This is a genomic window from Paenibacillus sp. JL3B1040 (assembly GCF_057063165.1).
In genome coordinates, this window is record NZ_CM169317.1 from 4,034,237 (window position 1) to 4,052,560 (window position 18,324).

Sequence of the window (18,324 nt, forward strand, 5' to 3'; positions counted from 1 at the left end):
GCCATTGATCATACGGCTATGCCTGGCAACTACGAATATAGAAAATAAGGATTCGGTTGAAAAATCTACAGGTTGCAAATGTCGCGGCTGAACGATTTTCGGATTCGGTTGAACAATTCCTCGCTCCCCCATGACGCCCCCCTTATCCCTCATCGGGTTTGGGCAATCGAACCTGCACTTCCGTTCCTTCGATCCGCGGCATCAGACGAATCCCGTAAGCTTCGCCATAATTGAGTTGAATCCGTTTATTTACGTTGTATAAACCAATTCCGCTCCCGGAAGCTTTGGCGGAGGAAGTGGTTCCCGATTGCAGTTGCTTGTTCAATTGCTGCATTCGAAGCGGCTCGATGCCCCCGCCGGAATCGATCACGGAGATCATGAATTCGCTATCCGTATCGAAGGTCTTGATAAGAATATGAACGGCCTGTCCTTCCTTCTGTCCGCCGAACGTGATGCTGTTCTCGACCAGAGGCTGCAGGATGAACCGGGGAATCGTCCGGTCCAAGTGCAGTTCATCCACTTCGATGGAGAAGAAAATGCGGTTGCCGAACCGCCAATTGGTGATCTTGATGTAGTTGTCCAGATATTGAATTTCATCGCGCAGCGTGCACATCGGGTCCTTGCTGGCGAACACCGGACGCAGCATGTTCCCCAAAGCGACGATGCTATGGACGATGTTATCCGCTTTGATTCCCGAGGCCATCCAGCGGATCATGTTGAGGGTATTGTACAAAAAATGAGGGTTGATCTGACTTTGCAGCGCTTCGATTTCTAGCTCACGCCGTTTCTCCTGGATTTCGTTCGTCGTTTTGAGAAGATCGACGATGCTTAGAGACATCTCATTAAAACGGCGGATAACCAGGCCGAATTCGTTGTTCGGAATTTTGGCCACCGTCACTCCCAACTCGCCCCGGCTCATATCCTGCATCTTGTGGGCCAAAATGGTCAACGGACGAGTCATTCTTTTGAGCCAAAAATAGGAGACGACGAAATTTACGATCAGACAGAGCAAAAAAACGAAAACCAGCATCGTTTGCACGGAGTAAATCTGTTCGGAAAACAGGTTAAGAGGGATTTCCTTCATCAGGTACCCATTCAGGTGCTCGAGCTTATAATAAACGGTTTGCACCTGCGCTCCCGCCTTGTGGTGATCGAAGCTGCCATAGCTCGCTTGCCCCATGTCATCCTGCGAGAAAGGGCCGCGTTGACCGATATCCTCTTTATGACTGCTTGAAATAATACGTCCCTGATAATCCATGATATACATGGTGCCCTTGCCCTCTTCCAATTCCGTCGAATAGAGGGACGAGATGTAGCCCTCATCCACGTTCAAGACGAGGACCGCCCTCGTTTGCGGCCGATAGAGCGCCTTGACGCCACGCGACATGCTGAATACGTGGCCTCCATCCTCCGTTAGCATGTACGGGTTGTAATCCGACTTGACGATTCCGCCTTCAACAACCATTTTCGGAAACTCTTCATACGATCTCCGAAAAAGAGGGGAGGCGGTAAACCGCTCCAGCCACCTGGGATCGGGATCGATCAGCGTGGTTTGATTCGTTCCTCCGACAGCCCCTTGTACCTCGCCCACCAAATAGATCGAATCCAGGTACTCATAATTGCCGACAAACCCCTCGATGCTCGAATGGACCTCCTTTTTCATTTCCGAGTATTCGATGTCCCCTTCACCCGGGGTATAGGAGAGAAATCGTTGGACACTGGCCTCAAGGAGGAAAAACTTGGATAGTGCGTCCATATCCTCAACAAATCCCTGGATGTTATGATCCAACTGTTTAAACTGCTGGAGCAGAAGGGTTTCGTTATTCTCCTTTACGATGCCGAGCATATATTGGTAAATGTAATAGGAAGCTGCGGATAACACGGTTACGCTGATGATCATGTAGCATAGGATCAACTGTGTACCCAGGCTCTGGTACCGGCGTCGGAACCTCATAGGCCCTCCCATGAACCGCCGGAAACCCACTGTTTACGGTACTCGTTGGGATTCAGGCCCGTTACTTTTTTAAATACCTTGCTGAAATAGGTGTATTCCGGAGAGAACCCTACCTGCACGGCAATGTCATAGGATTTCATTGTGGTGTGGGCAAGAAGCTCCTTAGCTCGTTCGATTCGATACAGGTTTAAATACTCCACGAAGGTGACCTGCAGCTCCTTCTTAAACAAATTGCTTAAGTATCCGGAGCTTAAATTCACATGGTCTGCCACCTGTTGAAGACTTATGTTTCGAGGATAGTTATGCTTGATGTACTGAATGGCCTTCGTAATTTCATTACTCATCTGAAGATGGGTTTGCGCCTGTTCCGCCGCTTCGATGAAATACGCATGGACATGCCGCAACATTTCCGGCAATGTCCCGCATTCGTCAAGCATCTCCGTTTTGCTGAGCAACAGGGTCTTTTCGTTCTGATGATCGTCGTACAGATGGCTGCTTACCCATTGAATCAATTGATACAATAGGATCCGGACCGCCGGCTTGGCGTTCGTCACACCATCCAGCAAACCATCCCAATACTCGTCGTATTCCCGGACTCTCATCGGACTTAGAAGATTCCTTAGTGGGGCATATTGGCGGATCTCTTCCACCTGTGTCCGAATGAGATTAAGCTCAAGCGGATCGAAGTCCGTGTGCCTTTGCCCGGGACCGGCATAGAACTTCCGCTCCAAGGCCCGACCGGACTCGGCGTACATTTTCCGCAGCGAGGAAAACCCGCTTTGAACGGAGCTGATCCCAAAGGAGACGGAACCGGACTCGGCAAAGCACGAAACCATCGCTTCCTGGACCGTCCCCAATACGGCATGCAATTCCTGCATCAACGATCGCTCGGAAATGATATCTTCAAAGCTGAAGAGCAGAAGATAACGGGTTTCATTCAGGCAGATGGTCTCCCCCCGTTGGCAGGAGTTCGTGATTTCATGAAGGATATTCAGCACCGTCAGCCGAATCAAATGTCCCTGGTCGTCCCTGAGCTTCCGCCGGATGCCGGCGTAATGGTCAACCTCCATCGTGCACGCTACCATCCGGTGAGGCGTAAGACGAATGCCGCTTTGTTCCACAAATTTCTCGAACTCGGAAACCGAGTAGATCCCGTAAAACAAAAAGTCCTTGATCACCTTTTCCTTGATGAGATCTAAATTGCCGGGGACAAGAGAGCCCTCATTCTGGGGAGGCCCTCCTCTCTCACGCGCCTGAAGCTCGGCAGCGATCCCCCCTAATATCTCCTCGATCTCTTCCTCGGTCATCGTAAGTTTCAGAATATAGTGGGATACGCCAAGCGACATGGCTTGACGGACCAATCCAAATTCCTCAAGGCAAGTTAACACAACGATTTTGATCGTCTTGTCCTGTCTTCGTATGTTCGAAATCAATTCCATGCCATCCATTCGCGGCATCCGGATATCCGTAATCATCAAATCAGGGTAGCCCTGATTCTGGCAATAATCCCAAGCCGCCTGGCCATCATGCAAATCCGCGACCACTTCCATACCGAATTTGCTCCAGTCCACGGAGTTGCGCAATCCGACCCGCACAAGCATTTCATCCTCGACGATAATCACTTTGTACATGTGATGACAGCCTCCCTTTTAACGCCGGTATCGCGGTTAATCGGTTCTCGCTTTATGTTGAAAGCCCTTACAATCTTCTCGATACAAGAATACGTGCATCCCCGGCTTCTGTAAAGCCCTGTCTGAACTCCAGACAAGCTAGCGGGTGCACGTATCGTGGAAAATTTCTATTCGAGTGTCCGTGATTCAGCCTCTTCAGCAAGCCGTCGTGTCTCGTTCCGCCCGGTCCAAGGCAAGGTCCTCGTCGCTTCCGTAAACAAAATAGCGGTTCTTCCCCAGTTTTTTCGCTTGGTACATCGCCTGGTCCGCCGTCTTTATCAGGATGGAACGATCGGAATCCCGGAGCGAACCGAGCCGGATTCCGATGCTTCCGGTCACAAGGAATTCGCGGTCACCCAGCACGAATTTTTGCTGGAGGGTCCGCAGCACGGCCTCGGCTATGCGCTCCGCCCGTTCCCGGTTGCAGGATTCGATGATCATCAGAAATTCGTCGCCGCCGATGCGGTATACCCGCTGCCCTCCTCGCGCGAAGGAATGCAGACGAATCCCGACCTCCTGGACGAGCAAATCCCCCATATCGTGACCTAAAGTGTCGTTCACCGTTTTAAATTGATCCAAATCCAAAAATAACAGCCCCAACGTTTCCTGCGTACGGCATGTATCGAAAAATCGGTTCATTTCGTTTCGGTTCGGCAAACCGGTGAGCGGATCCCGATAAGCCATCTGCTCCAGCATTCTTCGATCGGACACCAGGGTCATCCAGGAGAAGTGAAACACGAGCAACAATACCGCCGCCACGCCATAAGCCGCCACAAAGTCAACGGTCACCGCGTCCTTCGCGTCTCCGCTCCTGTACAGCTGCATGCCGGCTACGTGCCCTGCCCATACAGAGGCGCCAATCGTCGAGGCAATCCCGCAAAACATAAGCGCTCTTGTTTTCCGGTCAGTCCGCGGCGATTTCAAGATGCACGCAGTAATGCCAAGTACGGAAATCGAGGCCAATATCGCCAAGACGGTCGGAAACCCGACCGTATTCCAATCCAGTCCGCCTCCCTTGATGTTCATTATTAAATCACCTTCCACTTCAAAACTTGGGGTCTCTCGCCCGGTTCAGACTGGCTTTGGCAGCCTGAAACACCCCTTCCCCATGTTTGGGATACACCCCGATGCCCACGGCTGCCGCCAGACGGCAGGAGGGGTCCAGATTGAACGGGGTGGACTCGACCACCGCGGCCAAACTGCGGCCGAGCATGGTTGCTTCCGCCTCGGTCGCATCCCATACGAGCGCGGCGAACCTTCCTTCTGCCATTCGGCATAGCACGGCTGCACCTGTACCCGACAGACCGCAGTACAACAAATCGGCAGTCTGCTTGAGCCAGTCATCTTCAGCCACTTGGCCCAACCGTTCATGCACCGCCTGCAACCCTTCGATTTTAATATAAAGGACGGCGAACGGCCGAGGCCCGCCCTCCTCTTGACGCAAAGCCTGTTCCAGCCGTTCCCGGAAAAACGAACGGTTCGGCAGTCCCGTAATTTCATCGTAGTATATACGCCGGTGTAATTCTTCGCGCAGTTGCGACTGCTCGATCGCCAGTTTTAGCAGCCGGCCCGCCATTTCAAGCACCGCCAAGGCTTCAGCGGTCGGCGGGACGTGACGTTCGCGATGCAGTTCGAACACAGCGGCCGTGCTTCTATCCGGCGCCAGTACCGGAGCCGCCCAACATGATTTCAACTGCGGATGCTCCATGAGCAGGTCCCGGTAATGTCGGCACCGGGGGGCATCGCCGGCATCCGCCACAACGATGAGCCGTCTCTCGTAAGCCGCAGCGCCGCTTGCCCCCATCGACGGGGTGATCTCCAATCCTTGGAGCCTGCGGACATATTCCCTCGGCATCCCGGACGTAACGACCAATCGCAGCTTGTCCGCTCCGGCTTCGCCGTCCGGAAAAAAAATGGCGCAACGCGCATCGACTTGCCGTTCGATAAGCTCTGCAAGCTCCTGCAAGATTGGCTTAAGCTGATTTTCCATCGCGATCATGTCCAGGATGCGGCCCTGCTGTTCAAGCAGTTCCCGCAAGCCGTCCTTCCTAGCGCAGGGAACTGCTGCCAATCCAACGGATCCTCTTGCCAGCCGGAATAAACCGGATAGATGTTTGGAGATTCCCATAATCGCCACCTAACCTAACTTAGCACATTCTGTATCACTTCAAACGAACCGACATCTTACGCATTTTCGCACGTACAACTCTACAAATTATCGACAATTCCGAACTTTACTCGGCAAAAAAGGAGAAACGGACCGACATATCGAATTTAAATCGATTATGAAATACAAAAAAACATGGATTATCGTTGTCTTGTTCGTTATCGCTATCACCGGAATCCGGTTGGTTTGGTTCGGATTGAACCGAACCGTCGATCATCCCTCGGCGTCGGGAGGTATCTTGGATCTCAGGGGCTGGGAGCTTCCGCCCAATCATACGATTCCGCTGGAAGGGGAATGGGATTTTTACCCCGACGCGCTGATCGTTCCCTCCGGCGGGACGGAAACCGAGGGGGAGTACGACAAAACTTCGATTCCCGTGCCCGGATCCTGGCGAAAGTATTTTCCGGCAGGGCATCAGGGCTCTTATTATACCGGGACTTACCGTTTGCAAATTTTGATGGATGAGGAGGCAGCGGGGGCCTCTTATCTGTTGCGCACAGGAGATATTAAACGCGCTTCGGCCGTATACATTAACGGAAAATTAGCCGCCGGCCAGGGACGTCTTTCAGAATATGAGGATGATTTCACACCCCGCTATACTCCATACACCATCCCGGTACCCAAAGGGACGACAAAGCTGGACATTGTCATCCAAGCCGCGTCTCACACCGGGCAAGGCGGGATCGTTCAACCGATCCGCTTCGGAACGGAGAGCGCAGTAAACCATCGCATACTGTTATCCGTTAGCCTGCAAGGGCTGCTCTGCGTCGTTTTGCTGGTTCACGCTCTCTATGCACTCATGCTCTATTTTCTGGGAGCCCGTCAGAAAGGATTGCTTTACTTTTCCGCCATTATCGTTTGCGCGATTTTCTCCGTCATTGGAGCCGACGATAAACTTCTCTATATTGGGGTTCCCGGCCTTTTCTTTGAACTAGGCATTAGAATGATCATCGCCTCCTATATCGGGGTGGTGTCCTTTATCCCGCCGCTAGTGAAAAGCATGTTCCCTGACGTCGGAGATTCCAAGTTGCTGCGAATATTCACCTGGTTCTCGGCGGCGTACGCGGCGTTCGTCCTGTTCTTTCCTACCCGGATTACGCTTCCGGCGGAGCCGATGCTGCTGACCACCGTGCTGCTGACAGCCGTACTAATCACGGCCTTGATGCTGCGGAAAGCAATTCGCAATCAGGAGGACGTCATTTTCCTGCTTCTGGCATGCGCAAGCTTGGGCACCAACATCCTGTGGACCATTGTGCAAAGCCGGCTGGGCTTACACCTGATGCATTATCCGTTTGATTTGATTTTCACCGTGCTGGCCTTCGCCGCGTTTTGGTTTAGGCGGTATTTTCGAACCGCACAACAAACCGAACGGCTGGCCGGGCAGTTGCAGCAGGCCAACCGGCAAAAGGACGATTTTCTCGTCAATACTTCGCACGAATTAAGAAACCCGCTGCACGGCATCATGAATATCACCCAAAGCGTGTTGGATGACCGGGAACACCCGATGAGCGAAGCCCAGCGCGAAAAGTTGGAGGTCCAGCTGTCCGTGGCTAGACGCATGTCGCGGTTGCTCGAAGACTTGCTGGACGCTGCCCGGTTGAAGGAAAACACGCTTCGCCTGGAATTTTCCGGCGTCCGGCTGCAAACCGTCGTGCCGGGCCTTCAGCAATTGCTCGGCTATTTGCTCGACGGCAAACCGGTTCAGGTGCGAATCGGAATCGCGGATGACTTTCCATCCGTCCGGGCCGATGAGAATCGCTTGATTCAAGTGCTGTATAATCTGCTGCACAACGCCATCAAATTCACCGACCGGGGCGAAATCGCGCTGGAGGCCGAAACGCGGGGGAATATGGCGTACATTCGCGTGACGGATACGGGGATCGGCATGGATGCGGATACGTGTCGGCGCATCTTTTTGCCATACGAGCAAGGCTCATCGAATATGTCAAGAGCCGCAGGCGGATTCGGGTTGGGACTGAGCATTTGCCGCCAGCTCGTCACCCTGCATGGCGGGACGCTGGAGGTATCCTCCGTCCCTGGCCAGGGCTCCGTCTTTGCCTTTACGCTGCCTTTGGCCACGAAAACGGAAACCGAGAAGCCTTTGGATTTGGTTCGTACAGGGTCGCCCGAGCAGCCTGAGCTGCTCGATCCGCAGGAGAGTTTGGCTGAAGCTGGGTTCGCACGCGAAGCTGAGCTTCGGGATCAGCCGGTGGACCCGAAGCTCGTAAGCAGCGACAGCCCCCGTATCCTGGCCGTCGACGACGACCCGGTTAATCTGAAGATCCTGGCTGATCTGCTGGGACCGACGGAATACGACATTACCACCGCGACGAACGCGGAGGAGGCGCTTCGCTTATTGAACCGGGGAAAATTCGACCTGGTGATTGCCGATGTCATGATGCCCGACGTGTCGGGCTACGAACTGACGTGCGCGATTCGCGACCGGTATACCATCTCGGAGCTTCCCGTTCTATTGCTGACGGCTCGAAACCGGCCGGAGGATATTTTCACCGGCTTCAAGTCCGGTGCCAACGATTACGTGACCAAGCCGGTGGAGGCCTGGGAATTAAGGTCGCGGGTGCGGGCTTTAACCGAATTGAAAGTGTCGATCGAGGAACGGCTGCGTCTGGAAGCGGCCTGGCTGCAAGCCCAAATCCAGCCGCATTTTCTCCACAATACCATTAATTCCATCGCCGCGCTCAGCACGATTGATACGGACAAAATGCAGCGGTTGCTTGAGGAATTCAGCTACTATCTGCGAACGAGCTTCGATTTTCACAATTCCGACCGGGTCGTGCCAATCGCCGGCGAATTGGCTCTCATCCGCTCGTACCTGTACATCGAGAAGGAGCGGTTCGGTGATCGGCTGAAGATTCGCTGGACGATGGACGAAGAACCCAGTTTCATGCTGCCCCCGCTATCGATCCAAACACTGGTGGAAAACGCCGTTCATCACGGTATCCTCCGGAAATCTCAAGGCGGAACGGTGGAGATTCGCATCGTCCGTTCCGGCGACGAGTACGAAGTGGCTGTGAACGACGACGGTGTTGGCATTAGCGAGGAGCGGCAGCGCCTGATTTTTGAGCCTTCCCTCCGCCCCGGCCAAGGGGTGGGCTTGCGAAACACGGACCGGCGCCTGAAGCAATATTACGGCAAGGGGCTGAAGATTCGCAGCGCGCCGAATCGGGGAACCTCGGTGTCCTTCCGCATCCCCGTATAAGCAAAAAGCCTTCCCGACAGCTTAAAAATTGCTGTGGGGAAGGCTTTTTTGAGTTAGCGACCATTCACGATACCACTGCAGGATCGAGGGGCTTGGCGGTTCATTGAACTCCTCGGCCAAGACCTCTTCCAATCTGCGGTATTGATGGAGCACGAGCGCGCGTTTGTCCAGCGAAGCGTACAACTTCATCAAGGCGAAATGGGCATCTTCCGCCAGCGGGTTGCGGTCGCAAATCAACTGGTACCCCTCGATGGCCCGTTCCGAGTTACCGTGCGCCGCATGCCATTCCGCTATTTGGGAAACGACGCGAAGCCAGGACGATTTCAAACGATATCGCTCGCTTTCCGCCCACCAGTATTCGTAATCCTGCAGGTAATCCCCTTGGTAGAGGTCCAGCGCCTCTTCAAAATCGGCAACGGTCCGCTCATCAAGCGGCGTTCCCGAAGTAACAAACCGATCCCATTCCTCCACGTCCAGATCGGCGTTGGCAAGCTGCAGCACATATCCGTCCGTGGCACTGTTGATATGCATGACTCCGCCGTAGGGTTCCAGCGTTTTGCGGATATGGTACACCGCCGTATACAACTGCGAGTAGGCTCGACCGGGCTCATACTCCGGCCATAACAAATCAACCAGCACGGACTTTCGGACAAGCTGCCCCCGATGCTGAAGCAGATAAAGAAATAATTCCTGCGCTTTGGTCGTCCGCCAGCGCACCTGCAATGGCTCGCAGTTGGGAGCTTCGATCCGAAACTGCCGGAACAACCGGATGTACAACCTGTTGTCCTCATCGGAGTAGGAGTCCTCTTCCTGCTTCGCCTGTTCGTCCAAACGTTCCTGAATCCGCCGCAATGTGATTTCCAGGCGCTCTTTGGGAACCGGCTTCATGACATAATCCAGCGCATTCAGCTCGAAGGCTTTGATCGCGTATTCGTCGTATGCCGTAACGAACACCACGTTAAGCCGCGGCTTGTCCTGCAGCAGTTGTTCGGCAAGTTCGATGCCGCTGATCTCGGGCAGATGGATGTCCAGGAATATCACATCCACATCCACCTCCTTCTCAAGCACAAAACGTTTGGCCTCAAGCGGATCGGTGAATTTGCCAAGCATCTCGATTTGGGAAACTTTACGCAATTGATGTTCCATATAATTCAATGCCAAGTGCTCATCATCAACCAAGATAACCTTCATCCGGGAAACCCCTCTTGTCTGATCTTTATGTATACCTATACTTTAGTATACCTGAGATCACGGGGAATTCCATCTTAAATGATGCGAGATCAACATTCACTTTCCCAGCCCTTTACACCGCTATCCCTTTTAATCAGGTTAAGGTTAGTTGGAGGGAAAAGAAAAAGAGGAGCAGCAAGGAACTGCACCAAAGAATAGTGAAAAGACAATTGGCTTATAACCATGTCACAACACTAGATGAAGGAAGCCGGCCAGAAGAAGAGAAGAACAAGGAGAAGTGCAAAAAATAAGAGAATTAAGGGATACTAACCGTCTTTCAGATTAGAAGAAAATTTTAGATATAAAGGATTACTTCAAATATAAAGTAGAAATATAAATTAGATAGATATTTAGATCTATAGAGATAGATCAGAACCCCGCCGTTTGCAGAAATGCATACCCATTCAGGCCGCTACCGCCAAGGATAATTTCGGTTGGCGCTCGATCAGTTGGCGGTAAGGAATCGCCGAAATCGCCACGCACATTCGCAGCAGCATCCGCCGCAACGTTTCCCCAGTTCCGATCCGGTGTAGTCGGCGGCGTCCGGTATACTCGTTCAGGTACGCCTGCAGATGCTTCTGACCCAAGGCTACGTACGTATTCTTCAGCGACTTCCACGCCTCTCTCACCACTTTCCGCAAAGGCACATACAACCGATAGGCCAGAGGAAACAATTGCACTTCAGATGTGCGCGACTCCACATGATTGGTGACGAACGCGGCAAGATCGCGACGGTTCGCCCTTCTTCCATCGCCTCTATCCTGCGGCACCAAACGAATTTTGACCTGCTCCGGCTCGCCCGTTTCCGTTACCGTGCATCCCGCTACGACCGCTAACGCATGGGGATACGGAAATTGCCCCCGAGACGGATCGAACCTATACCGATCGCTGTTCACCTTCACGTCCCCGCAGAGCAGCTCCCGGGCATCCATCTCCCCAATGGCATGGCGAATTTTGTGGAGCAACAGCCACGCCGTCTTATACGTAACCCGGATCTCCCGGCACAGCCGCGTAGCCGAAATGCCATCAGGAAGCAGGAACAGCTCCAACGCCTGGAACCACTTCACTAGAGGCAATCGCGATCCTTCAAAAATCGTGCCGACCAAAGGCGACGTTTGATGTGCGCACCGTCTGCACTCGAACAGCGGAATCCGCCGGGAAGTCAGTCGACTGCACCGATTGTATGCACAGCGCGGGCAGACGAAGCCGTTCGGCCATTTCATCGCGATCACCGCCTCCATGCAGGCTCGCTCGCTGTGATCGCAGCCAACGAAGGATTGAAGATCCGATTTTGCAAGAACTGACATGTCTCTGCCCCTCCCCTAAAAAATAAACAACGGAACATTTGTTCTCTTTTATTTTACCAAACATATGTTCCTTTTTCAAGCTATATCGTATAATTTTTTCCTTGTATGCATTTATGTTTATTCTCGTCAGTTACGGCCTCCAACTCCCCTTTTCGGCTTCCTGAACAAAAGGGATAATGGTGAAAAGAGCCCCGCACAGATCCCTATCGGCCCGAAAAGCCGGAACCCAAGGTCCCGGCCAACATTTCGCCATTTCTTTCTATCTACAAAAACTGTACCCGCTTGTTCAGCGCCCCGCGCGGCACCATAAACGCCTGGGCCCGCTTGAAGCCGGCCGGCGCGCCGCGGACGATCGTCAGCGCTTTGTAATATTCGATAAAAGGGAAGCCGGACGTTTCGCCGCGCGCGTAAGCATACACGTTCATCGCCTTCACCCATGTTTCGTAGGCCTGCTCGGGGATATCCACGAACACCTCCGGCTGAAAATCGTAGGGATCCTCCCAGTTGTCGGCATAGTAAAGCGGGCCCGAATAGTGGTTCGGCAACGCCCGTTCGATCGTCTTCAATGCCGCATAAAACCGGGCGTCCTCAACGATATAATGCGTGTTCGCATGATCCTTGTGCATCGAGCCTTTCCAATGCGTGATCAGCAGCGTCGGCTTCACCTCGCGGATCACGTCGGCAACCTGATATTTTACCTCTTCATCCACCGGCAGCTCGGCGTCCTTGTAGGCAAGGAAGCGTACGTCAGCGCCGACAATCTCGGCGAACCGGTGCGCTTCTTCGATTTTTTGCTTGGCGTAGTCGTCCGGAGACAGCTTGGGATGCCCTTTCTCCCCGGGTGTCAGGTGCAAGAAGGTCGCTTTATGCCCGGCCTGTACGTATTTGGCGATAACCGCCCCCGCCGTCAAATCCATATCCCCGGCATGGCCGCCGATGGCCAAAATATGCTGCGGTTTATCCATATCCATAAGAAAAACTCCCTTCACGTCGCAATGTAATGGTACTGCCTGACTCTACTCCTTCAATCCGGAATTCATCATGCCGCGCACGTAGTATTTTTGCAGGATAATAAACACGATCAGGATCGGCACCGTCGAAATGACAAGTCCCGCCATCAAGAGCGGTTGGGTCAGCGTCGGATCAAGATGGTCCTTAAGCATATGCACCCCGACGGGGAGCACCGCCAGCTCGGGATTCACCGAGTTGATGATCAGCGCCCAAATAAATTCGTTCCACTGCCCGATGAATTCGAAAATCGCCAGGGTGGCCAGCGCCGGTCCGGTCATCGGCAGGATCAACCGGAAGTATATGCGAAACTCCGATGCTCCGTCGATGCGGGCCGCCTCCAAATAAGCATTGTTGATCGTCATCATGAACTGACGCATCAGGAAAATGCCGTACGCGCTGACCGCAAAAGGCAGGATTAGGGACAGGATCGACGTTGTCAACCCGCCTTCGCCGCCGTTGCCGAAGAAGTCGTTCCCGCCGGCCAATGGGAAATGCGTCATGATATAGAAGTTCGGGATAAAGAACAGAAAGCTCGGAATCATCATCGTCGACAAAATCAAGCGAAAAATGCCTGCTCGCCCGCGAAATCGCAGCTTCGACAGCGCATACGCCGCCATCGAGCTCGTCAGCAGCACCAGAACGGTGGTGACGACGGATTTGATCAGGCTGTTCTTAAACAGCAAAGCGATGTTCAGCGATTCGAACGCCAGTCCGTAATTGCCGAACTGGAAGGTTTCCGGCAAGAAACGGTAGTACAGGCTGTTATACTCCGCCGCCCCTTTGAACGAGCTGAAGATCATGTCCAGAAAAGGGAACAGCATCGCGAGGGAGCCGACGACGATGATCGTATAGGAAACCCAAGGCGTTTTTTTTCGTCGCATCAGTAGCTCTCCACCCCTCCCCGTTTAAAAAATCGCATCTGGACCGCCGTAATGATCATGATGCAGACGAAGAGCACAAACGCCATGGCGCTGGCGAGTCCCCAGTTGCCGAACGAAAACGCCTGCTTATACATCTCCAGACCGGCTACATTGGTGGCGTCGCCCGGTCCCCCGGTCCGCGTCATCACTAAAGTCAGCGTAAACGACTGCAGCCCGCCGATAAACGATGTAATCAGCACGAAGGTGATGGACGGTTTGAGCAGCGGCAGTGTGATCCCGGAGAACACCTTCCACAGGCTTCCTCCTTCCAAATCGGCCGCCTCATAGTAATCCTCCGGGATCGCCTTCAGCCCGGCCGACAGGATCAGCATCGAGCTGCCGATCCCCAGCCAGCCGCCGACCACGATGACCGAGGTCAATGCCGTGTTCGGGTCCTGGAGAAAGTTCTGCCTCGGAATGCCAACCCACGTGAACAGTTGGTTGATCAGCCCGTTCGTCGGGTTGTACAAGTACAGCCAGATGTTGCCGATGGCTACGACGGTCGTGACCGAAGGCAAGAAGTACAGCGTACGCCACAGTCCTTCCCAGCGAAGCCGCGTAATGAAGTAAGCGACCGCCAGCGCGCAGACAAACGAAATCGCCACCGTACCGAATGCGAAAGTAAACGTGTTGGTCAACACCGGATGCAGGAAATTCGAATCCGGGGAAAATAACGTCCGGTAGTTGGCGAAGCCAACCCACTTGATCGACGCGAGGTCGAAGCCGCCCCATTCCGTAAAACTGAGGAACAGGGAGAAGAAAAATGGGATCACCAGGAAAATCGCATAAAACGCGAATACCGGCGATAGGAACAAATAACCGACCAACCCTTCTCGATAGGCCAAACCCAGCTTCTTTTTCATCGGCCGGTCACCTATTGTCCCAACTTCGCCTGAACATCCTTTTGCGCGTTCTCGAGCGCTTCTTCCTTCGTCGCTTTGCCCGCCCACATGTTTTCGATTTGTTTATACAAGATGTCCTGGATTTCCGAAGCCGTCGCCGGGTTTTGCTCTGGGCTCGCATACTGCAGGGCATCGGAGAACGTTTTGGCGATCGGGTCCGCGGCCAGCTTATCTTGGATCGTTTTCGAGGCGAGATCCGTTTTGCGTGCAGGTACCGTATTAAAGCCTTCGATCAGGAAGTTGCCTTCCGGCGTCATATCGTTCTTGACGTTCACCGAGTTGAACCACTTGAGGAACTTCCAGGCCGCTTCCTGATGCTTCGACTTCGAGTTCACGCCGAAGGCCCAGGTGTACGCCAGGGAGCCTTGAGTCCTGCCGTCCGGCGATGGCAGCGGAGCCGCGTCGATGTCGGCGAATCCGTCCTTCATGAGCGTCTTCAGCGAACCCGCCCACCAGCCGGCTTCAATCGTCATCGCCGCTTGACCGGCGCCAAACGCCTTGGTCGTGTCGAACCCGATATCGGATATGCCGCCGTTTCCGTAAACCTTGGAATACAGCTCGATCGTCCGCTTAGCGGCGTCGCCGTCCAGGTTCGCTTGGCTCATATCTTCGGTTAGCAGCGTGCCTCCGGCCGTCGCCAGCAACCCCATGAACGGCTGCACGACCTTGCCGGCGTAGCCGCGCAGGAAGCCGAACCCTTGCAGCGTTGTTTTGCCATCCTTGTCTTTTTGCTCGATCGCTGAAGCCATCTGCAGCAATTCGTCCCACGTTTTCGGCGGCTGGTCGAAGCCCGCTTCCTTCAGCAGCTTCTTGTTGTAGAACAAACCGTAAGCCTGCACCTCAGTCGGATAACCGACGATCTGCCCGTCGATCGTTGCCGCCGCCACCGCGGATTCGGGATAATTCTCCTTAATGTCCGCGGCGACGTCTTCCGGAGCCGGGGCCAGTACCTTGTTCTTGGACAACTGTCCGCCCCACAACGTGTAAGTATGGACGATGTCGGCCACCTGGCCGGCCGTCTGCTTGGTCATCATCGTGCTGAGCAGTTGATCGAATTCGACCGGAGTCAGCTTGACCTGAATATCCGGATTTTCCTTGTTCCACTGATCGATATAAGGTTGGATGAATTTCTCGTTTTCGCCGGTGTAATGCGAGAGCAGGGTGAGGGTCACTTTCGAGGAAGAGCTCGCGTTGTTGCCGGAAGAACAGGCGGCCAATCCGAAGATACAGGCGAACGCTAAAAGCCATGCTAACGTTTTTTTCACGCTTCTCCCTCCCTGGACTTGGATTTCGCTTGCGATTGCCGCGTTATTTCATGCGATTGCGGCGATTACACGAGGTCCTTAACCATGATGTCGAAGGTTCTTGTGATCGAAAAGCCGGTTTGCTTGTACAGATGCCCGGCCGGGCTTTGTTCGCCGGTCCACAGGAACCAGGCGCCGTGCAGCGCATGGGCGCGCATGCTCCGGAGAGCATCGTGCAGCAGGATTTTGCCGATGCCTTGGCCGCGTTGATCCGGGTGAACGCCAAACGGCCCGAACCGCTCCCGGACGCCCTCGTATCCGCCGAACAAGCAGAAGCCCACGAGTCGTCCGCGTTCGCGGGCCACCATAATCTGCTCCAGGGTCAGACTCTGCAGCAGGCCCTCGCGGATCGCCCTGGCCCAGTCAGGGTTGAAGAAATCCAGGTTAAAACGAATCAGTTCCGTAAGGTCCTCGTCCCGCGCCGTTCGGAAAACATATCCCTCCGCCTCCCTTTGCCGTTTGAGCGCGGCCACTTCCGCCGGGGTTTCGTAGCCGACCAGGCTATAGTCCATCGCCACGGCCGAATACTGTTTGATGAAGCCGTTTTTGCGCAAAAACGCAGCGCCCTTCGGATATCCCGCCGCGTCGATGCCGGGTACGATGTAGTTTGGGGCATAGGAAGCGAAGAACAGCTTCTTTCGTCCATGCCCGCGCAAGAACCCCTCGGCTTCGTCCAGCAATCGGCTGCCAATGCCCTGGCGTTCGGCTTCCGGGTCCACGAAGAAAAACGGAATCCAGCCATGGTCCGGCTCCAGCTCGGTGCCGTTCATCGGCAGCAAACGGCGGACGGCGTACACGCAACCGACCAGCTTGCCGGCCTCGTCGTCAAACGCCAGCCGCATCCCTTCCGGGTCGAAATTGGCGTCCAGCAGCACCAGATTGCGGAACCGCTTTGCCGTTGCCGGATCGAGAAGCAGCGTTCGGTTCCAAAGCTCGACGATCCGCGGTTCGTCGCCGGGCCGGTAGCCCCGGGTTACGATTTGTCCCATCTTGGATCTCCTCCTGTTAAGCTCATTATTCGGCGATCGCTGCGGCGACCGCGTTGTGGAACTTGACGCGCAAGCCGGCCACGGAGCGGCCCCGCCCGTAGTGGACGCGATTGGTGAGCAGCACGCAAGCCAGCCCCCGGGGCGGATCGACGTACAGGCTCGTGCCGGTGAACCCGGTGTGGCCGTAGGCCATCGGGGAGAGCAGGTCGCCGGCGGCGTCGAACGGATCGCCGCGCAGCACCCAGCCGAGGCCGCGGCAGCCGCCCGGCACGCCGGCCGTGCACGGCCGCGTCGCGGCTTCCACCGCCGCGGCCGAGAGCACCCGCTGGCCGGCGACGGCGCTGTAGCCGCCGGCCAGCCACAGCTCCGCGTACGACGCCAAGTCGTCCGCGGTGGCAAACAGGCCGGCGTGCCCGCTGACGCCGGCCAGGGCCCGGGCGTTCTCGTCGTGCACGACGACGGGAACGCCCGCGGGGCCGGAGCCGACCGCCGCGCCGGGCTCGGCGGTCGAGGCGATGCGCCGGCGCAGCTCCGGCGCCGGCAGGTAGCCGCTGGACGCCATGCCCAGCGGCGCGAACAGCTCCGCTGCCGCGAGTTCCGGCAGCGGCCGCCCCGCCACCTTGGCGACGATCTCGCCAAGCAAAATATAGCCCAGGTCGCTATATACCACCTTAGCGCCCGGGGCTGCCTCCGGCGGTGCCTCGCAGATGTAGTTCACGATCTCCTCCCGGCTCAAGCCCCGGGAATGAAGATCGTGAAACGGCGCGAGGCCCGCCGTATGCGTGAGCAGATGACGAAGCGTCATCTGCTCTACCGCCGCCTCCGTCCCTGGCGGCCGCGGAAGCGCGGCGGCCGCCAGGGACGGCAAGTACGACGCTGCCGGTTCGTCCAGCCGCAGTTGCCCGCGCTCGGCCAGCAGCAGGGTCAGCGGCAGCGTCACCGCGATCTTCGTCAGCGAAGCACAGTCGTAGATCGTGTCAAACGATACCGGCGTCCGCCCGGTCCCGTCGTCTACGGCGCTGCCGCAGGCGAAGCGGATGCGCCTTCCGCGCCGGGACACGACCGCGACTCCGCCGGGGATATCTCCGGCCCGCACCGCTTCGCGCAGCGTCTCCCCGATCCACGGGACCCGGGCCGGGTCCAGCCCCATCGCCTCCGCTGCTTCTATGTCCGTCTGCCAGGTCACCTCTCTCATGTCCCCCTCCTCCTCGGTCTTAAGGCAATTATAAAGACGTTGAAATTTTATTTCAATTAGAAATTATATTTTGAAATTTAATTCCGCAAAATTGTCCAATACTCTTCCCGAATCGACAAATCTCCCCTCGTATTTCTAACCCTACCGCCTGCTCTAACGCTGATGAGAAACGCTATGAAGGTCATTTCGACGCAAACCAAATTCTAACGACGCCGAGCCACGCTATTCCAGCAAAAACCCTCCGTTTCACCAGTAAAGTTGTGCAATAAGCTCTGTGATCAGCGTTAGAACCGCATAGTGCCGGGTTTTGCCGGTTTAAGGTGTGTAGCAAGCGTTAGAGCCACGATAGCGAGAAAAAGACGCAAACCTCCCCTTTCGGCGGGAGTTCGCGTCTTTATACCGTTGAGGAGGGAGCGCGGTGCGCCCAAGTGCAAGTTTCAAGCGGCGGAGGGCTC

General features: G+C 55.1%; 13 protein-coding genes. 1 reads left to right on the forward strand and 12 read right to left on the reverse strand.

Features of this window, described 5'->3' with window-relative positions; all coding sequences use genetic code 11:
- Positions 1-142: 142 nt before the first annotated feature.
- The 4 genes from ACZF99_RS18225 to ACZF99_RS18240 all read right to left on the reverse strand — a co-directional run bounded on the left by ACZF99_RS18225 (position 143) and on the right by ACZF99_RS18240 (position 5,752).
- Positions 143-1,954, reverse strand: coding sequence for a cache domain-containing sensor histidine kinase (locus tag ACZF99_RS18225; protein WP_483606483.1), 1,812 nt, complete (start codon positions 1,952-1,954; stop codon positions 143-145).
- The gene (locus ACZF99_RS18230; RefSeq protein WP_483606484.1) at positions 1,951-3,585 is read right to left on the reverse strand and encodes a response regulator transcription factor; all 1,635 of its coding nucleotides are present in this window, start codon (positions 3,583-3,585) and stop codon (positions 1,951-1,953) included. Before ACZF99_RS18230 ends, ACZF99_RS18225 begins: the two co-directional genes overlap by 4 nt.
- A 195-nt stretch (positions 3,586-3,780) precedes the next feature.
- Positions 3,781-4,650, reverse strand: coding sequence for a diguanylate cyclase domain-containing protein (locus ACZF99_RS18235; protein WP_483606485.1), 870 nt, complete (start codon positions 4,648-4,650; stop codon positions 3,781-3,783).
- A 19-nt stretch (positions 4,651-4,669) separates the two neighbouring features.
- Positions 4,670-5,752 carry a GGDEF domain-containing protein gene (locus tag ACZF99_RS18240; RefSeq protein WP_483606486.1) on the reverse strand — a complete coding sequence of 361 codons (1,083 nt, stop codon included), beginning with the start codon at positions 5,750-5,752 and terminating at the stop codon, positions 4,670-4,672.
- 157 nt (positions 5,753-5,909) lie between these two features.
- Between ACZF99_RS18240 and ACZF99_RS18245 the strand changes: the two genes are divergently transcribed.
- Positions 5,910-9,011: a hybrid sensor histidine kinase/response regulator gene (locus tag ACZF99_RS18245; RefSeq protein WP_483606487.1), complete on the forward strand. Its 3,102-nt coding sequence runs from the start codon at positions 5,910-5,912 to the stop codon at positions 9,009-9,011.
- 21 nt (positions 9,012-9,032) lie between these two features.
- Here the strand turns inward: ACZF99_RS18245 and ACZF99_RS18250 are convergent, their stop codons facing one another.
- The 8 genes from ACZF99_RS18250 to ACZF99_RS18285 all read right to left on the reverse strand — a co-directional run bounded on the left by ACZF99_RS18250 (position 9,033) and on the right by ACZF99_RS18285 (position 17,869).
- Entirely contained in the window at positions 9,033-10,202 is a 1,170-nt protein-coding gene (locus ACZF99_RS18250) for a response regulator (RefSeq protein WP_483606488.1), read from the reverse strand.
- A 443-nt stretch (positions 10,203-10,645) separates the two neighbouring features.
- Complete coding sequence (locus ACZF99_RS18255; RefSeq protein ID WP_483606489.1) at positions 10,646-11,548, reverse strand: transposase; 903 nt, start codon at positions 11,546-11,548, stop codon at positions 10,646-10,648.
- 263 nt (positions 11,549-11,811) lie between these two features.
- Positions 11,812-12,519, reverse strand: coding sequence for a PIG-L deacetylase family protein (locus ACZF99_RS18260; protein ID WP_483606490.1), 708 nt, complete (start codon positions 12,517-12,519; stop codon positions 11,812-11,814).
- A gap of 45 nt (positions 12,520-12,564) precedes the next feature.
- On the reverse strand, positions 12,565-13,440 hold the full coding sequence (locus ACZF99_RS18265) for a carbohydrate ABC transporter permease (protein ID WP_483606491.1): 876 nt from the start codon (positions 13,438-13,440) through the stop codon (positions 12,565-12,567).
- Entirely contained in the window at positions 13,440-14,342 is a 903-nt protein-coding gene (locus tag ACZF99_RS18270; protein WP_483606492.1) for a carbohydrate ABC transporter permease, read from the reverse strand. The genes ACZF99_RS18265 and ACZF99_RS18270 overlap by 1 nt, the downstream gene beginning before the upstream one ends.
- Before the next feature lie 11 nt (positions 14,343-14,353).
- Positions 14,354-15,646 (reverse strand): ABC transporter substrate-binding protein, encoded by a 1,293-nt coding sequence (locus tag ACZF99_RS18275; RefSeq protein ID WP_483606493.1) that lies wholly within the window; start codon positions 15,644-15,646, stop codon positions 14,354-14,356.
- A 65-nt stretch (positions 15,647-15,711) separates the two neighbouring features.
- The gene (locus ACZF99_RS18280) at positions 15,712-16,674 is read right to left on the reverse strand and encodes a GNAT family N-acetyltransferase (RefSeq protein ID WP_483606494.1); all 963 of its coding nucleotides are present in this window, start codon (positions 16,672-16,674) and stop codon (positions 15,712-15,714) included.
- 25 nt (positions 16,675-16,699) lie between these two features.
- Positions 16,700-17,869: a serine hydrolase domain-containing protein gene (locus tag ACZF99_RS18285; RefSeq protein WP_483606495.1), complete on the reverse strand. Its 1,170-nt coding sequence runs from the start codon at positions 17,867-17,869 to the stop codon at positions 16,700-16,702.
- Positions 17,870-18,324 lie beyond the last annotated feature (455 nt).